The sequence below is a fragment of the Streptomyces sp. NPDC048420 genome (genome assembly GCF_040651535.1).
Lineage (GTDB): Bacteria > Actinomycetota > Actinomycetes > Streptomycetales > Streptomycetaceae > Streptomyces.
Genome location: NZ_JBEZKG010000021.1, coordinates 147451 through 172179, shown reverse-complemented (window position 1 = coordinate 172179; position 24729 = coordinate 147451). Strand labels below are relative to the sequence as shown.

The following is a 24729-nucleotide window of genomic DNA, read 5'->3' as shown; positions in this document are numbered from 1 at the left end:
CCTCCGCCTTGCAGCTGCACGCACCAGACCCCGCTCACCTGCGCTGACAAGGCGCCGTTCCTTGGAGCCGGCCTGATCCGCCGGACAGGCCCTAGACGCCGACCTTCTCCCGCGGAGCCGGCGCCTTCTGCTCGCGCTGCCGGGCCACTTCGACCGTGTCCGGCCGGAACGCCCAGTTCATGTCGGGCTCCATCACACACCGGAAGACCCGGCGCACCGGCGCGGTGCACAGCAGGGTGACGGCGAGCGCGGCGAGAGCACTGACGAAGAGCTCGCCGAGCGGCCGGTGCAGCCAGGCGTGGTCGAACCAGCCCGCGAAACCGGCGCCCTTGATCAGGAAGCCGTGCAGCAGATAGCCGTACAGCGTGCCCGCGCCGAGCGCGGTGAACCACAGCGGCCGGCCCGGCACCCAGGCGAAGAAGCAGGCCGTCAGCAGCAGCGAGGCACCGAACATGGCCAGCACCATGACCGGCCCCGTCCACCAGGGAGCGCCCAACTCCTGGACGGCGTCGCGGTGGTAGAACCACTCGGTGTTCATCCGCGGCACCGCCCACCAGCCGACGGCGAGGGCGGCCGCGAACACCGGCACCGCCGCGATCCGCATCGAGCGGCGCCGCACCATCCGGAAGTGCTCGGGCTTCATGACCAGGCCAAGGACGAAGTACGGCAGGAACTGCAGCACCCGCTGGAGGTCCAGGTCGTCACCGATGTTCGGGGTCACGGACGCCAGCATCGCGATGCCGAGCGCGAGCGGCAGCGGTCGGCGCACCAGCTTCCAGATCGGCGTGGTCAGCCGCCAGATGAACAGCGCCACCAGGAACCAGGTCAGAAACCAGGGGTCCAGGAGGCTGATGTCCATCCCCGGGTCGTGGTCGGCGTAGCGCTTGAAGAGGGAGTACGCCGTCTCGAAGACGACGTACGGCACGGCGACACCGGTGATCAGCCGCCGCAGCCGGTCGGGGCGCATGTCGAAACTGCGGGAGAAGAACCCCGAGATGATGATGAACGCCGGCATGTGGAACGAGTACACGACCGTGTACACGCCCTCCAGGATGCGGCTGTCACTCTTGAGTGGCTCCCAGGAGTGCGCGACGGCCACCAGGACGATGGCCAGGTACTTGGCGTTGTCGAAGAAGGCGTCGCGCTGTTTGCGCGGAGGGGGGACTGCGTCGGCGGCGGCTGAAAACATCTGAGGCACCCTAGCCGCGGCTGTGTGCTGCCGTAAAACTGTCTGTTTCGTTGCCCGTTGTTCACGTCTGGGTCGGCTTCAACAGGCCTGCATTATCAGGATTCATCCGGCCGAACCGGGCCATAACTCCGACTGTCGTACGTCTGTGTCGGCCATTCGAATTTGCTGCGAACGGGATGTGTGGACGCGGTGGGCGGGTACCGAAAGGAACCGGCCAGTGGGTGCGGAGCGTGTATCGGCATGGCCAAACGTTGCCTCACCGGCCGCATATGCGGGCCGCGTTGGTGGCACGATGGTTCTGGCGGGGGTCGCGGGGTCGCGTCCCCGGGCCGGGAGAGCGGGACCGACCGAGGGTGTGATCAGTTGTGGCCATTTCGCTGTCAGTGGTGCTGCTGTTGGGGATCATCCTCGTGGTGTTGATGCGAGGGGGCTCCATCAAGGCCGGGCCCGCCATCGTGGCGGTGCTCTTCGGCTTCTTCCTCGCCTCGACCGGCATGGCCGACGACATCCAACGCTTCCTGGACTCGATAGCGGACACCATCAACTCGATCCAGTTCTAGTCGCCGCTTCGACCGACGGTGGAAGTGGTCGAGGACGGCGCCTGCGGCCGTCGCCGCGCCCACGAGCAGCAGGAGGATGGACACGTACCGCATCGCCCCCTCGCCATACAGGGCCTGGTAGCCGAACCAAGCTACGGCGACACAGTTCATCAGGCCGTTGCCGAGTCTCTTGAGGCGCGGGTCCATACGCACTCCTGAGTCAGGTGTGCCCGAAACCGGGCCTGCTGAGTGTGGCACGGGTGGCTGGATCGCACTGCGGTGGCCACCGCGATGGCGGACGGGATGGAAGCCCCACGGAAACGATCAGGGCCAGGCGGAGGATTGATCCTCTGACCTGGCCCTGAGCCGTATGGAGCGGGCGACGGGAATCGAACCCGCGTAGCTAGTTTGGAAGACTAGGGCTCTACCATTGAGCTACGCCCGCACAGCACGCGCCGCGGATCACTGACCGACGGCACGCAAGCATCGTAGCGGGTCGTCACCCCTCGTCGCACACCCCTTCCACCTCACCCGCCGAACGGGCCCGCGCTCCCGACGGATCGGCCGGGGCCGAGGAACCGGGCTTCCAGCCGTCGACAGGCCCACTCCGGACCGAGCCCACCTCGCGCGCCCTGCACCGGGCCCCGGTACCGACACCACCACCCGCCGCGACGAGCTGCGGAGCCGATGTGGCGGGTCGCGCAACCCCGGTCGGCGTGTAAATGGGCCGGTCGTACGAGCGCGCCACCGCATCTGCCCTGCCTCTGCCCGCCCCGCCCCACCCGTCCCGCGCTCGCCCACAGGGAATGGCACCGTTCAGCCGCGCGGCACGCCCGGGGCCGATCGCCCGCAGGGCGCGGCACGTCGCGATGTTGCGGAGTTGCGAATGTTCTGGCCGCGCCCCCGGCGCACGCCCCGCCGCGGACCTGCCCCGGCGACCCGTACGTACTCCGGACGCGTGGTGCTCGTGAAATGCGGTAACCCCGCTGCCTGCGGGCATGTACCCTACGTGTCGCACCAGACGGGGTGTGGCGCAGCTTGGTAGCGCGTCCGCTTTGGGAGCGGAAGGCCGTGGGTTCAAATCCCGCCACCCCGACCACCTGCGCGATCACCTCGCGCCGCCGTACCCAGTGATCGCCTTTGGGGCGTGTCGCCGCTGCCGTTACTATGCAAGCTGCACGCCCGTGTGCCTCATCCACTGGATCTCCACTGGAAAGTCCTCCGGGCGGCGAATCCGCCGGAGCCGCTCTGGCTCCGGCAGAAACCAAGAAGTCAGCCCCCAAGGAGACCGAACCGTGAAGAGCGCCGTGGAGACCCTGAACCCGACCCGGGTTCGGCTCAGCATCGAGGTGCCCTTCGAGGAGCTCAAGGACAGCCTCGACGCGGCGTACAAGAAGATCAACCAGCAGGTCACGGTGAAGGGCTTCCGCAAGGGCAAGATCCCGGCCCGCGTCATCGACCAGCGGTTCGGCCGCGGTGCGGTGCTGGAGGAGGCCGTCAACGACGCGCTTCCGAAGTTCTACACCGAGGCGGTCAACGAGGCCGAGATCGACGTCCTCGGCCAGCCCGAGGTCGACATCACCGAGCTGAAGGACGGCGAGACGCTGAACTTCACCGCCGAGGTCGACGTCCGCCCCGCCATCGAGATCCCGGACTACTCCGGCATCGAGGTCGAGGTCGACGCCGTCGAGGTCACCGAAGAGGACATCGACAAGTCGGTCGAGCAGCTCCGCGAGCGCTTCGCCTCGACCTCCCCGGTCGAGCGTGCCGCCGAGGACGGCGACGTCATCACGATCGACCTGCAGGCCAAGGTCGAGGGCGAGGTCCTGGAGGACGGCGTCGCCGACGGCGTCTCCTACACGATCGGCTCCGGCGAGCTCCTCGACGGCATCGACGACGCCGTGAAGGGCCTGGAGGCCGGTGGCGAGGCCACCTTCACCTCCGAGCTCAAGGGCGGCTCCGCGGCCGGCAAGGAGGCCGAGGTCACCGTCAAGGTCACCCAGGTCGCCGCCCGCGAACTGCCCGAGCTGGACGATGAGTTCGCGCAGCTCGCCTCCGAGTTCGACACCCTGGAGGAGCTGCGGGCCGACAGCCGCAAGCGCCTCGAGAACATGAAGCAGTACGACCAGGCCACCCAGGCCCAGGAGCGCGTCCTGGAGAAGCTCCTGGAGCTCGTCGAGGTGCCCGTCCCCGAGAAGCTCCTCGAGGACGAGATCAACACCCGCAAGCACAACCTGGAGCACCACCAGCTCGGCCAGATGGGCCTCGACCTCGAGAAGTACCTCGAGATCCAGGGCAAGACGGCCGAGGAGTTCGACACCGAGACCAAGGACGCCGCGGTCAAGGGCATCAAGACCCAGTTCGTCCTCGACGAGCTCGTCAAGCGCGAGAAGCTGAACGTCAACCAGGAGGAGCTCACCGAGCACCTCATGCGGCGTGCGGCCTCCTCCGGCATGTCCCCCGACCAGTTCGCCCAGGCGGTCGTCGAGGGCGGTCAGGTCCCGCTCCTCGTCGGCGAGGTCGCCCGCGGCAAGGCCCTGGCCGTCGTGGTCGAGGCCGCCACGGTCAAGGACACCAACGGCGAGGTCGTCGACCTGGACGACGACGAGGACGAGACGGCCGAGACGGTCGAGGCCACCTCCGAGGAGACCCCGGCCGAGGACGAGAAGACCGAGGCCTGATCGCCTACGGCGCCTCGAACGACGTACGACGGGCCCCGGGAGCATCCGCACCCGGGGCCCGTCGGCCTACCCGCCGCGGTCTCTACGCCCCCGGCGAACAGCCCTCTATCCGGGATTCCCCGAAGGGACCAGCGCGTTAGGGTCCGTGAATAGGGAAACGTAAGACGGCCCGGCGCCGTCGTAAGACGAGCAGGTGGATACGTGACGAATCTGATGCCCTCAGCCGCCGGCGAGCCCTCCATCGGTGGTGGCCTCGGCGACCAGGTCTACAACCGGCTGCTCAACGAGCGGATCATCTTCCTCGGCCAGCCGGTCGACGATGACATCGCCAACAAGATCACCGCACAGTTGCTTCTCCTTGCCGCGGCCGACCCGGACAAGGACATCAACCTCTACATCAACAGCCCGGGCGGCTCGATCACGGCCGGCATGGCGATCTACGACACCATGCAGTTCATCAAGAACGACGTGATGACGATCGCGATGGGCCTCGCCGCCTCCATGGGGCAGTTCCTGCTCAGCGCGGGCACCCCGGGCAAGCGGTTCGCCCTTCCGAACGCCGAGATCCTGATCCACCAGCCCTCCGCCGGTCTGGCCGGTTCGGCCTCCGACATCAAGATCCACGCCGAGCGGCTGCTGCACACCAAGAAGCGCATGGCCGAGCTCACGGCCCAGCACACGGGCCAGACCGTCGAGCAGGTCACCCGTGACTCGGACCGCGACCGCTGGTTCGACCCCGAGGAGGCCAAGGAGTACGGCCTCATCGACGACGTCATCACCACGGCTGCCGGTATCCCGGGCGGTGGCGGCACCGGGGCCTGAGCCCCGTAGAGCCCCCCAGCCGACCGCCTGAGCCCCTAGGAGACAGACAGTGAACGACTTCCCCGGCAGCGGCCTCTACGCCCGCACCGAGGCCGAGTACACCGGCCCGCGCGCCGAGTCCCGGTACGTGATCCCCCGCTTCGTCGAGCGCACCTCGCAGGGCATCCGCGAGTACGACCCGTACGCGAAGCTCTTCGAGGAGCGCGTGATCTTCCTCGGCGTGCAGATCGACGACGCCTCCGCCAACGACGTCATGGCACAGCTGCTGTGCCTGGAGTCGATGGACCCCGACCGGGACATCTCGGTCTACATCAACAGCCCCGGCGGCTCCTTCACCGCGCTGACGGCCATCTACGACACGATGCAGTTCGTGAAGCCCGACATCCAGACGGTCTGCATGGGTCAGGCTGCCTCCGCCGCCGCGATCCTGCTGGCCGCCGGCACGCCGGGCAAGCGCATGGCGCTGCCCAACGCGCGTGTGCTGATCCACCAGCCGTACAGCGAGACCGGCCGCGGTCAGGTCTCCGACCTGGAGATCGCCGCCAACGAGATCCTCCGGATGCGCGCGCAGCTGGAAGACCTGCTGGCCAAGCACTCCACCACGCCGATCGAGAAGATCCGCGAGGACATCGAGCGCGACAAGATCCTCACGGCCGAGGACGCCCTGTCGTACGGCCTGATCGACCAGATCATCTCCACCCGGAAGATGAACAACGCCGCCGTCCGCTAGGCGGAAGCCGTAGGATATGCCGCCCCTTGGCACCGTGCACGTCAAAGTGAACCCTGCCAAGGGGGGCCCGAACGGGGGGCCCGGCAAGGTACCGTCGGACATAAGGCAGCACCAGGAGCCGCTGGACCTAGGCGTCTCCCAGGCGAAGGGGAAGCACACCGTGGCACGCATCGGTGACGGCGGCGATCTGCTCAAGTGCTCGTTCTGCGGCAAGAGCCAGAAGCAGGTCAAGAAGCTCATCGCAGGGCCTGGTGTGTACATCTGCGACGAGTGCATCGATCTCTGCAACGAGATCATCGAGGAAGAGCTCGCGGAGACCAGCGAGGTGCGCTGGGAGGAACTCCCCAAGCCCCGCGAGATCTTCGAGTTCCTCGAGGGCTACGTGGTGGGCCAGGACGCGGCCAAGAAGGCCCTCTCCGTGGCGGTGTACAACCACTACAAGCGCGTCCAGGCCGGCGAGAACGGCGGCGGCAACGGCCGTGACGACGCGATCGAGTTGGCGAAGTCCAACATCCTCCTGCTGGGCCCCACCGGCTCCGGCAAGACCCTCCTCGCGCAGACGCTGGCCCGCATGCTGAACGTCCCGTTCGCGATCGCCGACGCGACCGCGCTCACCGAGGCGGGCTATGTCGGCGAGGACGTCGAGAACATCCTGCTGAAGCTGATCCAGGCGGCCGACTACGACGTCAAGAAGGCCGAGACCGGGATCATCTACATCGACGAGATCGACAAGGTCGCGCGGAAGAGTGAAAACCCCTCCATCACGAGGGACGTGAGCGGCGAGGGCGTCCAGCAGGCCCTGCTGAAGATCCTGGAGGGCACCACGGCCTCCGTGCCGCCGCAGGGCGGACGCAAGCACCCGCACCAGGAGTTCATCCAGATCGACACGACGAACGTCCTGTTCATCGTGGGCGGTGCCTTCGCGGGCCTGGAGAAGATCATCGAGTCCCGGGCGGGCGCCAAGGGCATCGGCTTCGGCGCGACGATCCGCTCCAAGCGCGAGCTGGAGGCCAAGGACCAGTTCGAGGACGTCATGCCCGAGGACCTGGTGAAGTTCGGGATGATCCCCGAGTTCATCGGCCGTCTCCCGGTCATCACCTCGGTCCACAACCTCGACCGCGAGGCCCTCCTCCAGATCCTGATCGAGCCGCGCAACGCCCTGGTCAAGCAGTACCAGCGGCTCTTCGAACTCGACGGCGTGGAGCTGGACTTCGAGCGCGAGGCGCTGGAGGCCATCGCCGACCAGGCCATCCTCCGCCAGACCGGCGCGCGCGGCCTGCGCGCCATCATGGAAGAGGTCCTGCAGGGCGTCATGTACGAGATCCCCTCCCGCAAGGACGTGGCCCGCGTCGTCATCACGGCGGACGTCGTCCACTCCAACGTCAACCCGACACTGATCCCGAGGGACGCCCGCGGGCGCGGTTCGGGCGAGCAGAAGACGGCGTAGCACCACAGGACATACGAAGGGGCCCCGGTCAACCGACCGGGGCCCCTTCGCCGTTGAGGTGCCGGCGTCCGTCAGGCCTTGACGCGTACGTCGTTGCGGAGCTTCGCCGCCAGGGCGGCCGCGTCCTCCATGGAGGTGCTCTTGCCCTGCGCCAGGCCGGCCAGGTCGAACGACAGCACATAGGTGACGGTGCTGTGGTCGGCCCAGATGCAGAACGGCATCGTCACGGTCTGCCCGGACTCGGTGGTCTTGATCTCCTGGCACTTCATGACGCCGTTCTCGAAACCGGCGGGCTTGAACTCCTTCGGGCTGCCGACGAGTTCGCCGCCACTGGAGCTCTTCGACGCCTCCGACTTGCTCTGGGCGAACATGGAGTCGATGACCTTCTCCGGGTCGTCGATGGTCCCGTACACGCCCGAGAACGTCAGGTTCTTGGAGGCCAGGCCCGAGCCCGAGGTGTAAGTCCCGGTGACCTCCTGGGGGTTCTCCACACCCCAGGACTCCGCGTCCTTGATCTCGTCGTCGCTCAACCCCCCGGCCCCGGCGTCGGAACCCTTCTTGTACTCCCCGCCGAGGACGGTCGCCGGCGCGGTCAGCTTGTGCGCGCCGTCGTCCGGGATGTCCGAACCGCTGCCGCCGCTCCCGCCACCGCCGATCACCAGATACGCCCCGACCCCGATCGCGGCCACGACCGCCACCGCGCCGACGATGATGCCGATCTTCTTGCCGTTGCCGCCGCCCGGCGGCGGGGGCTGCGGGACGCCGTAGGGGGCCTGGCCGTACGGCGGCTGCTGCTGGCCGTACGGGGCCTGCTGGCCGTAGGGAGCCTGCGGCTGGCCGTACGGCGGGGTCTGCGGAGGGACGCCGCCCTGCTGCGGATAGCCGTAACCGGGCTGCTGTGCGGGCTGCTGGGGCGGCGGTGGCTGCTGGGGGTAGCCGTAGCCGGGCTGGGGCTGGCCCTGCGGCGCCTGCGGGGTCTGCGGCGGCTGGCCGTAGGGGCCCGGCTGGCCGTACGGCCCGGGCTGCTGCGGCTGCCCCGGCTGCTGGGGCTGCCCGTACGGGCCCGGCTGGTTGTGACTCATCTCTGGGTTCCCCTCCAGATGTTTATGTGTTGCCGACATCCTGGCCCAGGTGCGGTCGGCGCACTGCGCCGGGGGCCCCACCGTTACAGAACAAACGCGTTTCGGGGCATGCCCGCGGCACCCCTAAACTGACCCCGTGACCGAGAACGCTCAGCAGCAGCCCACAGCGCCCAGCACCGAACTGCCGACCCAGTACGCGCCGGCCGAGGTAGAGGGGACGCTGTACGAGCGCTGGGTGGAGCGCGGTTACTTCGCCGCCGACGCGAAGAGCGACAAGCCCCCGTACACCATCGTCATCCCGCCGCCGAACGTCACCGGCTCGCTCCACCTGGGCCACGCCTTCCAGCACACGCTCATGGACGCCCTCACCCGCCGCAAGCGCATGCAGGGCTACGAGGCGCTGTGGCTGCCGGGCATGGACCACGCCGGTATCGCCACCCAGAACAAGGTCGAGCAGCAGCTCGCCGAGGAGGGCAAGTCCCGCCACGACCTGGGCCGCGAGGAGTTCGTCGAGCGCGTCTGGCAGTGGAAGGAGGAGTACGGCGGCCGGATCCTCGGCCAGATGCGGCGCCTCGGTGACGGCGTCGACTGGGACCGCGAGCGGTTCACCATGGACGAGGGCCTCTCCAAGGCCGTCCTCACCATCTTCAAGCGGCTCTACGAGGACGAGCTGATCTACCGCGCCGAGCGCATCATCAACTGGTGCCCGCGCTGTCTGACGGCCATCTCCGACATCGAGGTGGAATACCAGGAGGACGCGGGCGAGTTGGTCTCCATCCGCTACGGCGAGGGTGAGGACAGCCTCGTCGTCGCGACCACCCGCGCGGAGACGATGCTCGGTGACACCGCCGTCGCCGTCCACCCCGACGACGAGCGCTACCAGCACCTCATCGGCAAGCAGATCAAGCTCCCGCTGACCGACCGCACCATCCCGGTCGTCGCCGACACCCACGTCGACCCCGAGTTCGGCACCGGCGCGGTCAAGGTGACCCCGGCGCACGACCCGAACGACTTCGAGATCGGCCGCCGCCACGACCTGCCGTCCCTGACGATCATGGACGAGCACGGCGTCATCACCGTCCACGGCCCCTTCATCGGCCTGGACCGCTACGAGGCCCGCTCGGCCGTCGTCGGCGCCCTCAAGGAGCAGGGCCGGATCGTCGCAGAGAAGCGCCCGTACATGCACTCCGTCGGCCACTGCTCGCGCTGCAAGACCACGGTCGAGCCGCGCCTGTCCCTGCAGTGGTGGGTCAAGGTCGCCCCGCTCGCCAAGGCCGCCGGTGACGCGGTCCGCGACGGCCGCGTCAAGATCCACCCCGAGGACATGTCGAAGCGCTACTTCGACTGGGTCGACAACATGCACGACTGGTGCATCTCGCGCCAGCTGTGGTGGGGCCACCGCATCCCGATCTGGTACGGCCCCGACGGCGAGGTCGTCTGCGTCGGCCCCGACGAGGAGCCGCCCACCGGCGAGGGCTGGACCCAGGACTCCGACGTCCTGGACACCTGGTTCTCCTCCGGTCTGTGGCCCTTCTCCACGCTCGGCTGGCCCGAACAGACCGAGGACCTGCGGAAGTTCTATCCGACCGACGTCCTGCTCACCGGCCACGACATCATCTTCTTCTGGGTCGCCCGGATGATGATGTTCGGCCTCTACGCCATGGACGGCCAGGCTCCCTTCCACACCATCGCGCTGACCGGCCTGGTCCGCGACGAGTTCGGCAAGAAGATGTCGAAGTCGAACCCCAACGCGGTGGACCCGCTGGTCTGGATGGACGCCTACGGCTCCGACGCCGTCCGCTTCACCCTCGCCAACGGCGCCAACCCGGGCGCGGACGTGCCGATCGGCGAGGACTGGGTCAAGGCGTCCCGGAACTTCACCAACAAGATCTGGAACGCCACCCGCTTCGCCCTCATGAACGGCGCCACGGTCGAGGGCCCGCTGCCGGACGCCTCCGAGATGTCGGCGACGGACCGCTGGATCCTCTCGCGCCTGAACACCACGGTCGCCCAGGTCGACGCGTACTACGACGACTACCAGTTCGCCAAACTCGCCGACGCGCTCTACCACTTCGCGTGGGACGAGGTCTTCGACTGGTACGTCGAGCTGTCGAAGACGACGTTCTTCGCGGGCGGCGAGCAGGCCCGGGTCTCCGGCCGGGTCCTCGGCGAGGTCCTCGACGTGACGCTGCGTCTGCTCCACCCGGTCATCCCGTTCGTCACGGACGCCCTGTGGACCACCCTCACGGGCGGCGAGTCCCTGGTCATCGGTGACTGGCCGGCCGACAGCGGCTTCCGCGACAGGGACGCCGAGCAGGAGATCGCGCTGGTCCAGCGGGTCATCACGGAGGTCCGCCGGTTCCGTAAGGACCAGGGCCTCAAGGACGGCCAGAAGGTCCCGGCCCGCCTGGACCTGACCGGCACCGCGCTCGCCCCGCACGAGCCCGCCATCCGCCAGCTCCTCCGCCTCCAGCCCGAGGACGAGACCTTCGCGGCCACGGCGACCCTCCCGGTCGCCGGAGCCACGGTCGCCCTCGACCTCTCCGGCACGATCGACGTGGCGGCGGAGCGCAAGCGCCTCGCGAAGGACCTGGCGGCGGCTGAGAAGGAAAAGGCCCAGGCGACGGGGAAGCTCGGCAACGAGGCGTTCCTCGCGAAGGCCCCGGACAACGTGGTGGACAAGATCCGCGGCCGCCTGGCCAAGGCGGACGAGGACATCGAGAGGATCAAGGCCCAGCTGGATCGCTTGCCTCAGGCGTAAGGCTTTGTGGGCCCCGGGGTCTTCTGGACTCCGGGGCCCTGCTGTTTTCAGGGGCGCGGGGAACTGCGCGACCAGCCCCCACCAACCCGCAGCCGCCCGCGAAGCCCAGCCACCCACTCCGTAGGCACGCTGTCAGTCCGCGTCCGTAGACTGGGCCCCGTGAGTGAGACCGACCCCTTCGACGAGATCGTCGCCGCCGAGACCGACCGCGACCCCGACCTCGCGGTCATCGAGGCCGGCAGCCGCACCCTGCGCACCCAGGGCGCCCCGCCGGAGGCCGACGTACCCGCACGCCCCGAGGACCCCGAGGTCGACAAGGCCCTGCGCCAGGTCGAGGCGGACCTCGCGACAAGGTGGGGCGAGACCAAGCTGGAACCCTCCGTCAGCCGCATCGCCGCCCTGATGGACGTCCTCGGCGAGCCGCAGCGGTCGTACCCCTCGATCCACATCACGGGCACGAACGGCAAGACCTCGACGGCCCGCATGATCGAGGCCCTCCTCGGCGCCTTCGAACTGCGCACCGGCCGCTACACCAGCCCCCACGTCCAGTCGATCACCGAGCGCATCAGCCTGGACGGCGCCCCGATCTCCGCCGAGCGGTTCATCGAGACGTACGACGACATCAAGCCGTACGTCGAGATGGTCGACGCCCAGCAGCAGTACCGGCTGTCGTTCTTCGAGGTGCTGACCGGCATGGCGTACGCCGCCTTCGCGGACGCGCCCGTGGACGTGGCCGTCGTCGAGGTCGGCATGGGCGGCTCCTGGGACGCGACCAACGTCATCGACGGCGATGTCGCCGTGGTCACCCCCATCGACCTGGACCACACCGACCGGCTCGGCGAGACCCACGCGGCGATCGCCACCGAGAAGGCCGGGATCATCAAGCAGGACGCGACCGTGATCCTGGCCCAGCAGCCGGTGGACGCGGCGCAGGTGCTGCTGAAGAAGGCCGTGGAGGTCGACGCCACCGTGGCCCGCGAGGGCCTGGAGTTCGGTGTGGTCGCGCGCCAGGTCGCCGTCGGCGGCCAGCTGGTGACCCTGCGCGGTCTCGGCGGTGAGTACGAAGAGGTGTACCTCCCGCTGCACGGCCCCTACCAGGCGCACAACGCGGCCGTGGCGCTCGCCGCCGTGGAGGCGTTCTTCGGGGTCGGCGCCCAGCGTCCGGACCGCCTGGACATCGACACCGTCCGCAAGGCCTTCGCGGCCGTCTCCTCCCCGGGCCGCCTCGAAGTCGTACGGCGTTCCCCGACCGTCGTCCTGGACGCGGCCCACAACCCGGCGGGCGCCCGCGCCACCGCCGAGGCGGTCGGTGAGGCCTTCGACTTCAGTCGGCTGATCGGCGTGGTGGGCGCGAGCGGCGACAAGAACGTGCGAGGGCTGCTCGAAGCCTTCGAGCCGATCTTCGCCGAAGTCGTGATCACGCAGAACTCCAGCCATCGCGCGATGGACGCCGACGAGCTCGCCGCGATCGCCGTCGAGGTGTTCGGCGAGGAGCGGGTGCAGGTCGAGCCCCGGCTGCCGGACGCGCTGGAGGAGGCGATCACGCTGGCCGAGGAGGACGGCGAGTTCGCGGGCGGCGGAGTGCTGGTCACCGGGTCGGTCATCACGGTCGGCGAGGCCCGGCTGCTCCTCGGAAGGGGCTGAGCCGCAGCCATGCGTACGCTCTGTGCATCAACCCTGATCGGCGAGTTCTTCGTCATCGGCTTCGCCGCCCTGGTCGCGATGAAGGACCCCGACCTGGCCACGTCCACGGTGTGGACGGTCAGCGGCATCGCCATGTTCCTGTGTGTCGCGCTGTGCGGGGTGGTGACCCGGCCCGGCGGCATCGCCCTCGGCTGGGCGCTGCAGATCGCCCTGATCGCCTCCGGCTTCGTCATCCCGACCATGTTCTTCATGGGCGCGATCTTCGCGGCGCTGTGGTGGGCCTCGGTGCACTACGGCCGGAAGATCGACGAGGCGAAGGCGAGATTCGCCGCCCAGGCTGACCAAGCCGCCCAAGCCACGCAGGCCGACTCCGCTACACCTGACGCTGTGTGACGAACGCGCCGACACGCCCTGTAATCTCGTCCCACCGCATATGACAGCAGGCAAGGAGCCCCTCGTGAGCCAGCGCACCCTCGTCCTCCTCAAGCCCGACGCCGTCCGTCGTGGCCTGACCGGCGAGATCATCAGCCGTATCGAGCGCAAGGCCGGCTGGGAGATCACCGCGCTGGAGCTGCGCACCCTGGACCAGGACACGCTGGAGCAGCACTACGGCGAGCACAAGGGCAAGCCCTTCTACGAGCCGCTGGTGGAGTTCATGGCCTCCGGTCCGGTCGTCGCCCTGATCGTCGAGGGCGAGCGGGTGATCGAGGGCGTCCGCGCGCTCGCCGGCCCGACCGACCCGATCGCCGCCGCGCCCGGCTCCATCCGTGGCGACTTCGGTGTGATCGTCCGCGAGAACCTCATCCACGCGTCCGACTCGGAGGAGTCCGCCGAGCGCGAGGTGAAGATCTTCTTCCCCGGCCGCGCATAGGCCCGCGCACAGGCCTGTGCGTAGGTTTGGTGGCATTTTCTGACGGCGTGTCAGTTCACCCGACTGCCTGACCTGGGACGGCCGTACATTTTCGGCCGTCCCTCGGCATATGCGTGCCGATCGGGGGAACGAGTGGCCCTTATGGACCGTCTCCACAAGCGAGGCGGCTTTACATCTGCTGACAATGGCGAAGACCCTCGCGCAGTGTTCGTGCAGGCGCGTCTACGATGGAAGCCTTCACGTCACAGCACCCACTTCGCCGACCTGAAATGCCCTCAAAAGCTCCCGGGAAGGCCAGACGAATCCTGATGGGGAACTCAATGTCGTTCATCGGCCGTGACATGGCTGTCGACCTCGGGACCGCCAACACGCTGGTGTACGTCAGGGGTCGCGGGATCGTACTCAACGAGCCGTCCGTCGTCGCGATCAACACGAACACCGGTGGAATTCTGGCAGTCGGTGCCGAGGCCAAGAAGATGATCGGGCGGACCCCCGGCAACATCGTTGCCGTGCGGCCGCTGAAGGACGGCGTGATCGCCGACTTCGAGATCACCGAGCGGATGCTGCGCTACTTCATCCTGAAGATCCACAAGCGGCGGTATCTCGCGAGGCCGCGCGTCGTCGTGTGTGTCCCCTCGGGCATCACCGGCGTCGAGCGCCGCGCCGTCATCGAGGCGTCGTCCCAGGCCGGCGCCCGCCAGGTGCACATCATCGAGGAGCCCATGGCGGCCGCCATCGGCTCCGGCCTGCCGGTCCACGAGGCCACGGGCAACATGGTGGTGGACATCGGCGGCGGCACCACGGAGGTCGCGGTCATCTCCCTCGGCGGCATCGTCACCGCCCAGTCGATCCGGGTCGCGGGCGACGAACTGGACAACGCGATCATCCAGCACATCAAGAAGGAGTACTCCCTCCTGCTGGGTGAGCGGACGGCCGAGCAGATCAAGATCACGATCGGTTCGGCGTACGACCTCGACGCTGACGAGCACACCGAAATCCGCGGCCGGGACCTCGTCTCCGGGCTGCCCAAGACCGTCGTCATCTCGGCCGCCGAAGTCCGCAAGGCGATCGAGGAACCCGTCAACGCCATCGTCGACGCCGTCAAGACGACCCTCGACAAGTGCCCTCCGGAGCTCTCCGGCGACATCATGGACCGCGGCATCGTCCTCACCGGCGGCGGCGCCCTGCTGCGCGGGCTCGACGAGCGGCTGCGCCGGGAGACCGGCATGCCGATCCACATCGCCGAGGATCCGCTGGACAGCGTGGCGCTCGGTTCCGGCAAGTGCGTCGAGGAGTTCGAGGCACTCCAGCAGGTGCTGGACGCCCAGCCGCGCAGATGACGTAACTCTTCGATTCCGCCGTACGGGATGATCTCCTCTCGTGCGGCGGATCGTTGATATCGAGGCATAAGCTCCCACAAACGCAACTCCAATGAGAAGGGCACGGCCGCCGCACGTGAGGGACACACGAGAGAGCCGGCTGCTCCTGGTGCTGCTGATCGCCGTCGCGTTCGCGCTGATCACGGTGGACATCCGCGGCGGGGAGGACTCACCGGTCGACGGTGCCCGCCAGGCCGCGGCCGCCGTGTTCGGTCCGATAGAGGACGGTGTGTCGACCGCGGTCGATCCGGTCGGCAACGCCGTGTCGGCCATCCGCGACTCCGGCGAACGGCACGACCGGCTCGCCGCGCTGGAGAAGGAGAACGCGGCCCTCAAGGCGAGACTCGGCAGCGACGACCGCAACTCCAGCCGGCTCAAGCAGCTCGACAAGATGATGAAGATCGCCGGCGAGGGCCAGTACGGCATCAAGGGCGCCCAGGTCATCGCCATAGGAGCGGCCCAGGGCTTCTCCTGGACCATTACCGTGGACGTCGGCGCCAACGACGGCATCAAGCGCGACATGACCGTCCTCAACGGCGACGGCCTGGTCGGCCGCGTCACCACGGTCGGCCCGAACACCGCCACCGTGCTGCTCGCCAACGACCCCGACTTCACCGTCGGCACCCGCATGGAGGCCAGCGACGAGCTCGGCTTCGCCTCCGGACAGGGCGACCGCCCGCTGCGCGTCGAACTCCTCAACGGCAAGGCCGAGATCAAGAAGGGCGACCGTCTGGTCACCTTCGGCTCCCAGGCCGACAAGCCCTTCGTGCCCGGCGTCCCGGTCGGCGTGGTCTCCCGCGTCGAGCCCTCCGGCGGCGACCTCACCAAGACCCTCTACGTCACGCCGTACGTCAGCTTCACCAAGCTCGACATCGTCGGAATCGTCGTCGAGGCCCCGAAGAAGGACCCGCGCGACACGGTGCTGCCCGCCAAGCCGAAGCCGACGCCCACGCCGACCGTGACGGTCACCGTCACCCCGTCCGCCAATGCGCCGGTCGACGGCGAGATCCAGCAAGAGCAGTAGGAGCTGTAAGCCATGCGCGTCAACCGGATCCTGCTCTCGTCGGCCCTGATCGTCGTCGCCCTGGTCCTCCAGGTGAGCGTCCTCGCCCGCCTCCACCTCCCGGGCGCCGTCCCCGACCTGCTGCTCCTCACCGTCCTCGGCCTGGCTCTCGTCTACGGCCATGTCGGCGGCGCCCTCGTCGGCTTCGGCGCCGGTCTCCTCGCCGACCTCGCCCCGCCCGCCGACCACGCCGCCGGGCGCTACGCCCTGGTGCTGTGCGTCATCGGCTACCTCGCCGGGCTCGCCAAACCGGAGAACGGCAGACTCAAGTCGGCCACCGGCCCCATGGTCGTCGTGGTCGCCGCCGCCATCGGCACCACCCTGCTGTACGCCGGTGTCGGCGCCCTCGTCGGCGACACCGCCGCCCGCCATGTGGGCCTCGGCAGCCTGCTGTTCACGGCCGCCCTGTACGACCTGCTGCTCGCCCCGTTCGTCGTCCCCGGCATCATGGCGCTCGCCCGCCGCGCCGAGAACGACCCGCTGGCCGAGACCAGTTCGGCGGCCAAGTCGACGGACATCTCCTCGGGCTGGCTGTCCTCGGGCACGGGTCTGAAGATCGGCGGTCAGCGCGGCGGCCTCGGCAGCCTGAAGACCAAGGCACGGACCCGTACGGCCCGGGTGGGCCGCATCAAGGGAGTCAGGCGGCTGTGACCCCACGGAAGTTGGCGGACCCCGTTCACAGGTTCGCCGTATATGACACATACACACACTGAGAGGGGGCGGCAGCCGCAGTGACCAACATCCCCGAGACCGGACGGACCCCACGGGTCCAGATCCGCCTCGTCGTCATCCAGATCCTGGTGCTGTCCCTCCTCGGCACCCTCGGCGGGCGCCTGTGGTACCTCCAGATCCGGGAGGGCGACGAGTACGCCAAGGAGGCCTCCGGCAACCACGTCCAGCAGGTCGTCGAACCCGCCGTACGCGGCTCGATCCTGGACGCGCGCGGAGTACCCCTCGCGGACAACGAGACCCGGCTCGTGGTCTCCGCCTCCCGCACCGACCTGCTGAAGATGAAGGACGACGGCAAGGCCGTCCTCACCAAGCTGGCCGGCGTCCTCGGGATGAAGCCCGCGGAGGTCATGCAGAAGGTCCGGCTCTGCGACGCCAAGACCCCCCAGCCCTGCTGGAACGGCTCGCCCTACCAGCCGATCCCCATCACCGACGAGGCCACCGCCAAGCAGGCCCTGCAGATCCGCGAGCGCGCCGAGGACTTCCCCGGCATCACCGCCGAACCCGAGGCCGTGCGCCGCTACGGCGCCCCCGCCAAGTCCAACGCCGCCCAGGTCCTCGGCTACCTCTCGCCGGTCACCGACGACGAGATCACCAAGGCCCAGAACACCGACTCGCCCTACCTGCGCTCCGACCAGGTCGGCCGCTCGGGACTTGAGCGCGAGTACGACAAGGAACTGCGCGGCAAGGCCGGCGTCACCCGCTACGAGGTCGACAACCTCGGCCGCGTCATCGGCCAGGCCGAGGCCGACGAGGCCCAGCCCGGCGCCAACCTCGTCACCAGCATCGACGCCCGCGTCCAGCGTGTCGCCGAGTACGAGCTCAACGACGCGATGAAGGAAGCCCGCAAGCAGTGGGACCGCAACACCAACGAGAAGTACAAGGCCGACTCCGGCGCGGTCGTCGTCATGGAGGCCAAGACCGGCCGGATCGTCGCCATGGCCTCCAACCCGACGTATGACCCCAACGCCTGGGTCGGCGGCATCTCCGCCAAGGACTACGCGAAGCTCACCGGCAAGTCCTCCAACTACCCGCTGCTCAACCGGGCCATCCAGGGTCTGTCGGCGCCCGGCTCCACCTTCAAGGTGATCTCCACGGCCGCCGCCGTGGAGGCCGGCTACGACTTCGACGGCCGCTACCCCTGCACGAGTTCGTACTCCGTCGGCGGCCAGGTCTTCAAGAACTTCGAGTCGGAGAACTTCGGCCCCATCTCGCTCGGCCGGGCCCTCGAGGTCTCCTGCGACACCGTCTTCTACGGCCTCGCCCACCAGCAGTGGCAGCGGGACGGCGGCATCAACCCGAAGAAGGGTGAGCCCAAGGACTACTTCTTCAAGGCCGCCCACCAGTTCGGCCTCGGCAAGACCACCGGCATCGACCTGCCCAACGAGGTCGCCGGGCGCATCCCCGACCGCCAGTGGAAGCAGGACTACTGGAAGGCCAACAAGGACGCCTGGTGCAAGACCGGCAAGAAGGACGGCAGTTACGTCGAGAAGATCGCGTACGAGAACTGCCTCGAAGGCAACAAGATGCGTGCCGGTGACGAGATCAACTACTCCATCGGCCAGGGCGACACCATGGTCACCCCCATCCAGATGGCCACGATCTACGCGGCGATCGCCAACGGCGGCACCCTGCACGACCCGACGGTCGGCAAGGCCGTCGTGAGCGCCGACGGCAAGAGCGTGCAGGAGATCAAGCCCAAGTCGCACGGCAGGCTGCCGATAAGCCAGGCCACGCTCAAGAAGATGGACACGGCCCTCGCGGGCGTCGCCACCTCGGGCACCGCCGCCTGGCGCTTCGCCCAGGTCGGCTGGCCGCAGGACAAGATCCCGATGCACGCCAAGACCGGTACCGCCGAGGTCTACGGCAAGCAGACGACGTCCTGGTTCGCCACGTACACCAAGGACTACACCGTCGTCATGACGATCTCCCAGGGTGGTACGGGTTCCGGCGCCTCGGGCCCCGCCGTCCGCAACATCTACGACGCGCTGTACGGCGTCTCCGACGACGGTGCCATCAACAAGAAGAACGCCCTGCTGCCGACCCCCGAGAAGAGCCTGCCGAAGATCCAGACCGACGGGACCATCAAGGCCCCGAAGGTCGCCAAGGACCCGGCCAAGGACCAGCGGGCGAGCCAGGAGGGCGCACCCGAGCCGGACGAGACACAGCAGGCCGCGACCGTGAACACGTCGACCGGCGGGAACCGTGACACCCGCCGCCGGCGCCGCAAGAGGGGGAGCCGGAGGATGCTGACATGACCGGGGCGAACAGCTTCCAGGTCTCCGGGTACGGCCCCGCGCGCGCGGGCTGGACCCGGCTGCTGGCCCGCGACTCGCTCGCCCGCCGCCTCGACTGGCCGATACTGTTCTCGGCCCTCGCCCTGTCCATGATCGGCTCGCTGCTGGTCTTCTCGGCGACCCGCAACCGCACCGAGATCAACCAGGGCGACCCGTACTACTTCCTGATCCGGCACCTCATGAACACCGGCATCGGGTTCGCCCTGATGATCGGCACGGTGTGGGTCGGCCACCGCACCCTGCGCACCGCCGTGCCCCTGCTGTACGGCGCCTCGGTCTTCCTGATCCTGCTGGTGCTCACCCCGCTGGGCTCCACGGTCAACGGCGCCCACTCCTGGATCGTGCTCGGCGGCGGCTTCTCGCTCCAGCCCTCGGAGTTCGTGAAGATCACGATCATCCTCGGCATGGCGATGCTGCTCGCGGCCCGGGTCGACGCGGGCGACAAGCCCTACCCCGACCACCGCACGGTGCTCCAGGCCCTCGGCCTCGCCGCCGTGCCGATGCTGATCGTGATGCTCATGCCCGACCTCGGGTCGGTCATGGTCATGGTCATCATCGTGCTCGGCGTGCTGCTCGCCTCCGGCGCCTCCAACCGCTGGGTGTTCGGGCTGCTGGGCGCGGGCACGCTCGGCGCGGTCGCGGTGTGGCAGCTCGGAATCCTCGACGAGTACCAGATCGCCCGCTTCGCCGCCTTCGCCAACCCGAGCCTCGACCCGGCGGGCGTCGGCTACAACACCAACCAGGCCAGGATCGCCATCGGTTCGGGCGGTCTGACCGGCGCGGGCCTCTTCCACGGCTCGCAGACCACGGGCCAGTTCGTCCCCGAACAGCAGACCGACTTCGTCTTCACCGTCGCCGGCGAGGAGCTCGGCTTCGTCGGCGCGGGCCTGATCATCGTCCTGCTCGGGATCGTGCTATGGCGGGCCTGCCGCATCGCCCGCGAGACCACCGAGCTGTACGGCACGATCGTGGCCGCCGGCATCGTCGCCTGGTTCGCCTTCCAGTCCTTCGAGAACATCGGCATGACCCTCGGGATCATGCCGGTCACCGGTCTGCCGCTGCCGTTCGTGTCGTACGGCGGATCCTCGATGTTCGCGGTGTGGGTGGCGGTGGGGCTGTTGCAGTCGATCAGAGTGCAGCGGCCGATGTCGGCGTAGGCCGGGTGGGCCGGCAGACGGGCCCCTCTGCCGTAATCGCCTTCTGACCACTAGATTCGAATTATGGCGGACACAAAGCGGGAGATCGAGCGGAAGTACGAGTCCGACGACAGCGGGCTGCCCGACCTGACCGGTGTCGCCGGGGTGGAGTCCGTCGTCGACAAGGGTGTGGCACATCTGGACGCCACCTACTACGACACGGCCGACGAACGCCTCGTTGCGTCCTCCATCACCCTGCGCCGCCGCACCGGCGGATCGGACGCGGGCTGGCACCTGAAGTTCCCCGTCGCCCCGGGGGTGCGCGACGAGATCCAGGCCCCCATGTCCGAGACCCTCCCCGACGAACTCACCGCCCTGGTCCGCTCCAGGGCCCGGGACGTCGAACTGCTGCCCGTGGTCCGACTGCGCTCGGACCGCGACGTACGCCACCTCCTCGACGCGGAGGGGCGCCTCCTCGCCGAGGTCAGCGTGGACGCCGTGCACGCCGAACGGCTCAGCGGCGGCGTGGGCGACGTCCAGTGGACCGAGATCGAGGTGGAGCTCGCCGACGGCGGCGACCCTGCCTTCCTCGACAAGGTGGAGAAGCGGCTGCGCAAGGCGGGCGTACGGCCGTCCGAGTCGGCGTCGAAGCTCGCCCGGGCCCTCGCGGAGACGGCACCGAAGAAGCAGAGCCCCGTCACCGGCGACCCCGTGACCGCCGGCGACCACGTCCTCGCGTACGTCCGCGCCCAGCGGGACGCGATCGTCGGGCTCGACCCGGCGGTACGCCAGGACGCCGAGGACTCCGTGCACAGCATGCGCGTCGCCACCCGCCGGATGCGCAGCACCTTCAAGTCGTACGGCAAAGTCCTCGACCGGAACGTCACCGACCCGATCGGCGACGAACTGAAGTGGCTGGCCGGCGAGCTCGGCGTGGACCGGGACCGTGAGGTGCTGAGCGAACGCCTGACGGGCGCCCTCGACGAGGTCCCCGGGGCGTTGGTCTCGGGGCCCGTGGCCGAGCGGCTGCGCACCTGGGCCGGGGACAGCCCCGGCGGGGCGAGCGCCCGGCTGATCGGCGTCCTGGACTCCCACCGCTATCTCGCCCTGCTCGACACCCTGGACGCGCTGCTCGCCGACCCGCCGCTGCTGAAGGCGGCCGGGAAGAAGCCCGAGAAGGTGCTCGCCAAGGCCGTCAAGAAGGACTTCGGGAAGGTCACCGGGCTCGTCGAGCAGTCACTCGACCTGGAACCCGGCACCGACCGGGACGTCGCCATCCACGAGGCCCGCAAGAAGACCAAGCGCACCCGCTACGCGGCGGAGGCGGCCCAGCCCGCCCTCGGCAAGTCGGCCAAGGACCTGGTCAAGTCCATGAAATCCCTGCAGAACCTGCTGGGGGAGCACCAGGACAGCGTGATGTCCCGGGGCACCCTGCGCGAGCTGTCCGCGGTCGCCCACGCGGCGGGCGAGAGCGCCTTCACCTACGGGCTGCTCTACGGCCGCGAGGAGCAGCGGGCGGCCGCCGTGGAGGCCGAGCTGCCCGGGTTCTGGGACGGGGTCAAGGACGGGGCCGCGGCCCTCTGAGCCCTCGGACGTACGGGGGGTGGCCGCGATCGCGTTAGGCTAGATGGTCACCCCTGTCAGTTCAGTCCAGCCCACGAAGGTGCGCGAGATGCCTGCCGAAGTCGCTGCGGCCGCGGAATCTGTGTTCCCGCAGCTCGAAGCTCTGCTCCCGCATGTGCAGAAGCCGATCCAGTACGTCGGCGGAGAGCTCAACTCCACCGTCAAACCGTGGGAGTCGTGTGACGTCCGCTGGGCACTGATGTACCCGGACGCGTACGAGGTCGGCTTGCCCAACCAGGGCGTCATGATCCTCTACGAGGTCCTGAACGAGCAGGAGGGCGTCCTCGCCGAGCGCACGTACAGCGTGTGGCCGGACCTGGAGGCGCTGATGCGGGAGCACGACGTCCCGCAGTTCACGGTCGACAGCCACCGTCCGGTGGGCGCCTTCGACGTGTTCGGCCTGTCCTTCTCCACGGAGCTGGGCTACACCAACATGCTGACGGCCCTGGACCTGGCGGGCATCCCGCTGGAGTCTCGCGAGCGCACCGTGGACGACCCGATCGTGTTGGCCGGCGGCCACGCGGCCTTCAACCCCGAGCCGATCGCGGACTTCATCGACGCGGCGATCATCGGCGACGGTGAGCAGGCCGTCCTCGACATGACGAAGATCATCCGCGAGTGGAAGGCGGAGGGCCGGCCGGGCGGCCGCGAGGAGGTCCTGTTCCGACTGGCGCGCACGGGCGGGGTGTACATCCCGGCGTTCTACGACGTGGAGTACCTCCCGGACGGCCGTATCGCCCGTGTCGTACCGAACAAGAGCGGTGTCCCCTGGCGCGTGTCGAAGCACACGGTCATGGACCTGGACGAGTGGCCGTACCCCAAGCAGCCCCTGGTCCCCCTGGCCGAGACGGTCCACGAGCGCATGTCGGTGGAGATCTTCCGCGGCTGCACCCGCGGTTGCCGCTTCTGCCAGGCGGGCATGATCACCCGTCCGGTCCGCGAGCGCTCCATCACGGGCATCGGCGACATGGTGGAGAAGGGCCTGAAGGCGACGGGCTTCGAGGAGGTAGGTCTGCTCTCCCTGTCGTCCGCGGACCACTCGGAGATCGGCGACATCGCGAAGGGCCTGGCCGACCGGTACGAGGAGGACAAGATCGGCCTGTCGCTCCCCTCGACCCGCGTGGACGCCTTCAACGTGGACCTGGCGAACGAACTGACCCGCAACGGCCGCCGCTCGGGCCTGACCTTCGCGCCGGAGGGCGGCTCGGAGCGCATGCGCAAGGTCATCAACAAGATGGTCTCGGAGGACGACCTCATCCGCACGGTCTCCACGGCGTACGGCAACGGCTGGCGCCAGGTGAAGCTGTACTTCATGTGCGGCCTGCCGACGGAGACCGACGAGGACGTCCTGCAGATCGCCGACATGGCGACGAAGGTGATCGCCGAGGGCCGCAAGGTCTCCGGCCAGAACGACATCCGCTGCACGGTGTCGATCGGCGGCTTCGTCCCCAAGCCGCACACCCCCTTCCAGTGGGCGCCGCAGCTCTCCGCCGAGGAGACGGACGCGCGCCTGGAGAAGCTCCGCGACAAGATCCGCGGTGACAAGAAGTACGGCCGCTCGATCGGCTTCCGCTACCACGACGGCAAGCCGGGCATCGTGGAGGGCCTGTTGTCGCGCGGCGACAGGCGGATCGGCGCCGTGATCCGCGCCGTCTACGAGGACGGCGGCCGCTTCGACGGCTGGCGCGAGCACTTCTCCTACGACCGCTGGATGGCCTGCGCCGACAAGACGCTGCCGGCCTTCGGCGTGGACGTCGACTGGTACACCACCCGCGAGAAGACCTACGAGGAGGTCCTCCCCTGGGACCACCTCGACTCCGGCCTCGACAAGGACTGGCTCTGGGAGGACTGGCAGGACGCCCTCGACGAGACGGAGGTGGAGGACTGCCGGTGGACGCCTTGCTTTGACTGTGGGGTGTGTCCGCAGATGGACACGAGCATCCAAATCGGGCCGACCGGGAAGAAGTTGCTTCCGTTGACGGTCAAGAACGCTGGGTCGGCGCCTGCTTCGAGCGGTCACTCGCACTGACGAGACAGAGCGGCCGTGCGGGACTGCGGGTTGGGCGGGACGGGGCTCGCTGAGACAGCCTCTAAGCCCTGATCGGTGCGGCCGATCTGGCGGCCTGCTCGATCTTGGCGCAGTAGGCTGCGCGGGCTTCCTCGTCGATCTGCTGCTCGTGTTCGGCGCGCAGTCCGGTCCGGCCGTCGAGGCCCTCGCGCAGGATGTCGGCGTGCCCGGTATGCCGGATGGACTCGCCGAGGACATGGACCATGACGGCGAACAGGTTCGTGTTGAGATGAGGCTCCGGCCACCACGGCACGTGGCCGGGGGCGTCGAGGGGAAGCTCGTTGATCGTCGCGTCCGAGTGCTCCCACGTGCGCCGGTAGAACCCGATGATCTGATCGCGGGTCTCGTCCTCGGTCGCCCACAGATCGCTGCCGTTGTGGTCCTGCCACCGGGGCAGCGGTTCCGGGGAAGGGCGGTCGAAGACCTCGCCGAAGTACCTGGCCTCGACGGTGGCCACGTGTTTGACCAGGCCGAGGAGGTTGGTCCCGGTCGCTGTCAGAGGTCGGCGGGCGTCGTATTCGGACAAGCCGTCGAGTTTCCAGAGCAGCGCCTTGCGGTCCCGCCGCAGTCTCCCGTGCAGGTTGTCTTTCGCGAATTCGTCGATCATGCGGGATGAGCCTGCCATGGGCCGCTCGTGCTCTCAAGATCAGCCGTGATCACTTGGCCCT

General features: G+C 68.7%; 19 protein-coding genes and 2 tRNA genes. 17 read left to right on the top strand and 4 right to left on the bottom strand.

Annotated elements, in window-relative coordinates:
- Nucleotides 1–91 precede the first annotated feature (91 nt).
- Nucleotides 92–1189 carry an acyltransferase family protein gene (locus AB0D34_RS34550; RefSeq protein WP_362668857.1) on the bottom strand — a complete coding sequence of 366 codons (1098 nt, stop codon included), beginning with the start codon at nucleotides 1187–1189 and terminating at the stop codon, nucleotides 92–94.
- A gap of 365 nt (nucleotides 1190–1554) precedes the next feature.
- Here AB0D34_RS34550 and AB0D34_RS34545 point away from each other — a divergent pair, with 365 nt between their 5' ends.
- Nucleotides 1555–1749, top strand: a complete 195-nt coding sequence (locus AB0D34_RS34545) for a hypothetical protein (RefSeq protein WP_020136157.1) — start codon at nucleotides 1555–1557, stop codon at nucleotides 1747–1749.
- A gap of 350 nt (nucleotides 1750–2099) precedes the next feature.
- Here the strand turns inward: AB0D34_RS34545 and AB0D34_RS34540 are convergent.
- Nucleotides 2100–2173 (bottom strand) — tRNA-Gly (locus tag AB0D34_RS34540).
- A gap of 577 nt (nucleotides 2174–2750) precedes the next feature.
- Between AB0D34_RS34540 and AB0D34_RS34535 the strand changes: the two genes are divergently transcribed.
- The 5 genes from AB0D34_RS34535 (at nucleotide 2751) to clpX (ending at nucleotide 7408) form a co-directional block, all read left to right on the top strand.
- Nucleotides 2751–2827 (top strand) — tRNA-Pro (locus tag AB0D34_RS34535).
- A gap of 196 nt (nucleotides 2828–3023) precedes the next feature.
- On the top strand, nucleotides 3024–4409 hold the full coding sequence (gene tig / locus AB0D34_RS34530) for a trigger factor (RefSeq protein WP_362668854.1): 1386 nt from the start codon (nucleotides 3024–3026) through the stop codon (nucleotides 4407–4409).
- Between the two features lie 213 nt (nucleotides 4410–4622).
- Nucleotides 4623–5231: an ATP-dependent Clp protease proteolytic subunit gene (locus AB0D34_RS34525; RefSeq protein WP_030052245.1), complete on the top strand. Its 609-nt coding sequence runs from the start codon at nucleotides 4623–4625 to the stop codon at nucleotides 5229–5231.
- A 49-nt stretch (nucleotides 5232–5280) separates the two neighbouring features.
- Nucleotides 5281–5961, top strand: a complete 681-nt coding sequence (locus AB0D34_RS34520; protein ID WP_123760725.1) for an ATP-dependent Clp protease proteolytic subunit — start codon at nucleotides 5281–5283, stop codon at nucleotides 5959–5961.
- 160 nt (nucleotides 5962–6121) lie between these two features.
- Nucleotides 6122–7408 carry an ATP-dependent Clp protease ATP-binding subunit ClpX gene (gene clpX / locus AB0D34_RS34515; RefSeq protein ID WP_362668851.1) on the top strand — a complete coding sequence of 429 codons (1287 nt, stop codon included), beginning with the start codon at nucleotides 6122–6124 and terminating at the stop codon, nucleotides 7406–7408.
- Nucleotides 7409–7479: 71 nt separating this feature from the next.
- Here clpX and AB0D34_RS34510 read toward each other — a convergent pair whose 3' ends face one another.
- Complete coding sequence (locus AB0D34_RS34510) at nucleotides 7480–8490, bottom strand: hypothetical protein (RefSeq protein WP_362668849.1); 1011 nt, start codon at nucleotides 8488–8490, stop codon at nucleotides 7480–7482.
- A 136-nt stretch (nucleotides 8491–8626) separates the two neighbouring features.
- Here AB0D34_RS34510 and AB0D34_RS34505 point away from each other — a divergent pair, with 136 nt between their 5' ends.
- The 11 genes from AB0D34_RS34505 to AB0D34_RS34455 all read left to right on the top strand — a co-directional run bounded on the left by AB0D34_RS34505 (nucleotide 8627) and on the right by AB0D34_RS34455 (nucleotide 24022).
- A complete protein-coding gene (locus tag AB0D34_RS34505; RefSeq protein ID WP_362668847.1) occupies nucleotides 8627–11251 on the top strand; it encodes a valine--tRNA ligase in 2625 nt (874 codons plus the stop codon).
- Between the two features lie 159 nt (nucleotides 11252–11410).
- Entirely contained in the window at nucleotides 11411–12895 is a 1485-nt protein-coding gene (locus AB0D34_RS34500) for a folylpolyglutamate synthase/dihydrofolate synthase family protein (RefSeq protein WP_362668845.1), read from the top strand.
- Between the two features lie 9 nt (nucleotides 12896–12904).
- A complete protein-coding gene (locus tag AB0D34_RS34495; protein ID WP_362668843.1) occupies nucleotides 12905–13288 on the top strand; it encodes a DUF4233 domain-containing protein in 384 nt (127 codons plus the stop codon).
- A 64-nt stretch (nucleotides 13289–13352) separates the two neighbouring features.
- Entirely contained in the window at nucleotides 13353–13766 is a 414-nt protein-coding gene (ndk, locus tag AB0D34_RS34490; protein ID WP_362668841.1) for a nucleoside-diphosphate kinase, read from the top strand.
- 320 nt (nucleotides 13767–14086) lie between these two features.
- Complete coding sequence (locus AB0D34_RS34485) at nucleotides 14087–15106, top strand: rod shape-determining protein (protein WP_004931372.1); 1020 nt, start codon at nucleotides 14087–14089, stop codon at nucleotides 15104–15106.
- A gap of 115 nt (nucleotides 15107–15221) precedes the next feature.
- Nucleotides 15222–16169, top strand: coding sequence for a rod shape-determining protein MreC (mreC, locus tag AB0D34_RS34480; protein ID WP_362668839.1), 948 nt, complete (start codon nucleotides 15222–15224; stop codon nucleotides 16167–16169).
- Nucleotides 16170–16181: 12 nt separating this feature from the next.
- Complete coding sequence (mreD, locus tag AB0D34_RS34475; protein WP_362668837.1) at nucleotides 16182–16859, top strand: rod shape-determining protein MreD; 678 nt, start codon at nucleotides 16182–16184, stop codon at nucleotides 16857–16859.
- 80 nt (nucleotides 16860–16939) lie between these two features.
- The gene (mrdA, locus tag AB0D34_RS34470) at nucleotides 16940–19195 is read left to right on the top strand and encodes a penicillin-binding protein 2 (protein ID WP_362668835.1); all 2256 of its coding nucleotides are present in this window, start codon (nucleotides 16940–16942) and stop codon (nucleotides 19193–19195) included.
- Entirely contained in the window at nucleotides 19192–20391 is a 1200-nt protein-coding gene (rodA, locus tag AB0D34_RS34465) for a rod shape-determining protein RodA (RefSeq protein WP_362668833.1), read from the top strand. The genes mrdA and rodA overlap by 4 nt, the downstream gene beginning before the upstream one ends.
- Nucleotides 20392–20454: 63 nt before the next feature.
- Nucleotides 20455–21954, top strand: coding sequence for a CYTH and CHAD domain-containing protein (locus tag AB0D34_RS34460; protein ID WP_362668831.1), 1500 nt, complete (start codon nucleotides 20455–20457; stop codon nucleotides 21952–21954).
- A gap of 88 nt (nucleotides 21955–22042) precedes the next feature.
- The gene (locus AB0D34_RS34455; RefSeq protein ID WP_362668828.1) at nucleotides 22043–24022 is read left to right on the top strand and encodes a TIGR03960 family B12-binding radical SAM protein; all 1980 of its coding nucleotides are present in this window, start codon (nucleotides 22043–22045) and stop codon (nucleotides 24020–24022) included.
- Nucleotides 24023–24083: 61 nt separating this feature from the next.
- On the opposite strand, the gene AB0D34_RS34450 is transcribed toward AB0D34_RS34455, so the two are convergent.
- Nucleotides 24084–24668: a DinB family protein gene (locus AB0D34_RS34450; protein ID WP_362668826.1), complete on the bottom strand. Its 585-nt coding sequence runs from the start codon at nucleotides 24666–24668 to the stop codon at nucleotides 24084–24086.
- Between the last annotated feature and the right edge of the window lie 61 nt (nucleotides 24669–24729).

Coding starts and splice junctions, on each gene's coding strand:
- AB0D34_RS34550 (WP_362668857.1), bottom strand. CDS start 1,189: ATGTTTTCAGCCGCCGCCGACGCAGTCCCCCCTCCGCGCAAACAGCGC.
- AB0D34_RS34525 (WP_030052245.1), top strand. CDS start 4,623: ATGCCCTCAGCCGCCGGCGAGCCCTCCATCGGTGGTGGCCTCGGCGAC.
- AB0D34_RS34510 (WP_362668849.1), bottom strand. CDS start 8,490: ATGAGTCACAACCAGCCGGGCCCGTACGGGCAGCCCCAGCAGCCGGGG.
- AB0D34_RS34495 (WP_362668843.1), top strand. CDS start 12,905: ATGCGTACGCTCTGTGCATCAACCCTGATCGGCGAGTTCTTCGTCATC.
- AB0D34_RS34485 (WP_004931372.1), top strand. CDS start 14,087: ATGTCGTTCATCGGCCGTGACATGGCTGTCGACCTCGGGACCGCCAAC.
- mreD (WP_362668837.1), top strand. CDS start 16,182: ATGCGCGTCAACCGGATCCTGCTCTCGTCGGCCCTGATCGTCGTCGCC.
- rodA (WP_362668833.1), top strand. CDS start 19,192: ATGACCGGGGCGAACAGCTTCCAGGTCTCCGGGTACGGCCCCGCGCGC.
- AB0D34_RS34460 (WP_362668831.1), top strand. CDS start 20,455: ATGGCGGACACAAAGCGGGAGATCGAGCGGAAGTACGAGTCCGACGAC.
- AB0D34_RS34455 (WP_362668828.1), top strand. CDS start 22,043: ATGCCTGCCGAAGTCGCTGCGGCCGCGGAATCTGTGTTCCCGCAGCTC.
- AB0D34_RS34450 (WP_362668826.1), bottom strand. CDS start 24,668: ATGATCGACGAATTCGCGAAAGACAACCTGCACGGGAGACTGCGGCGG.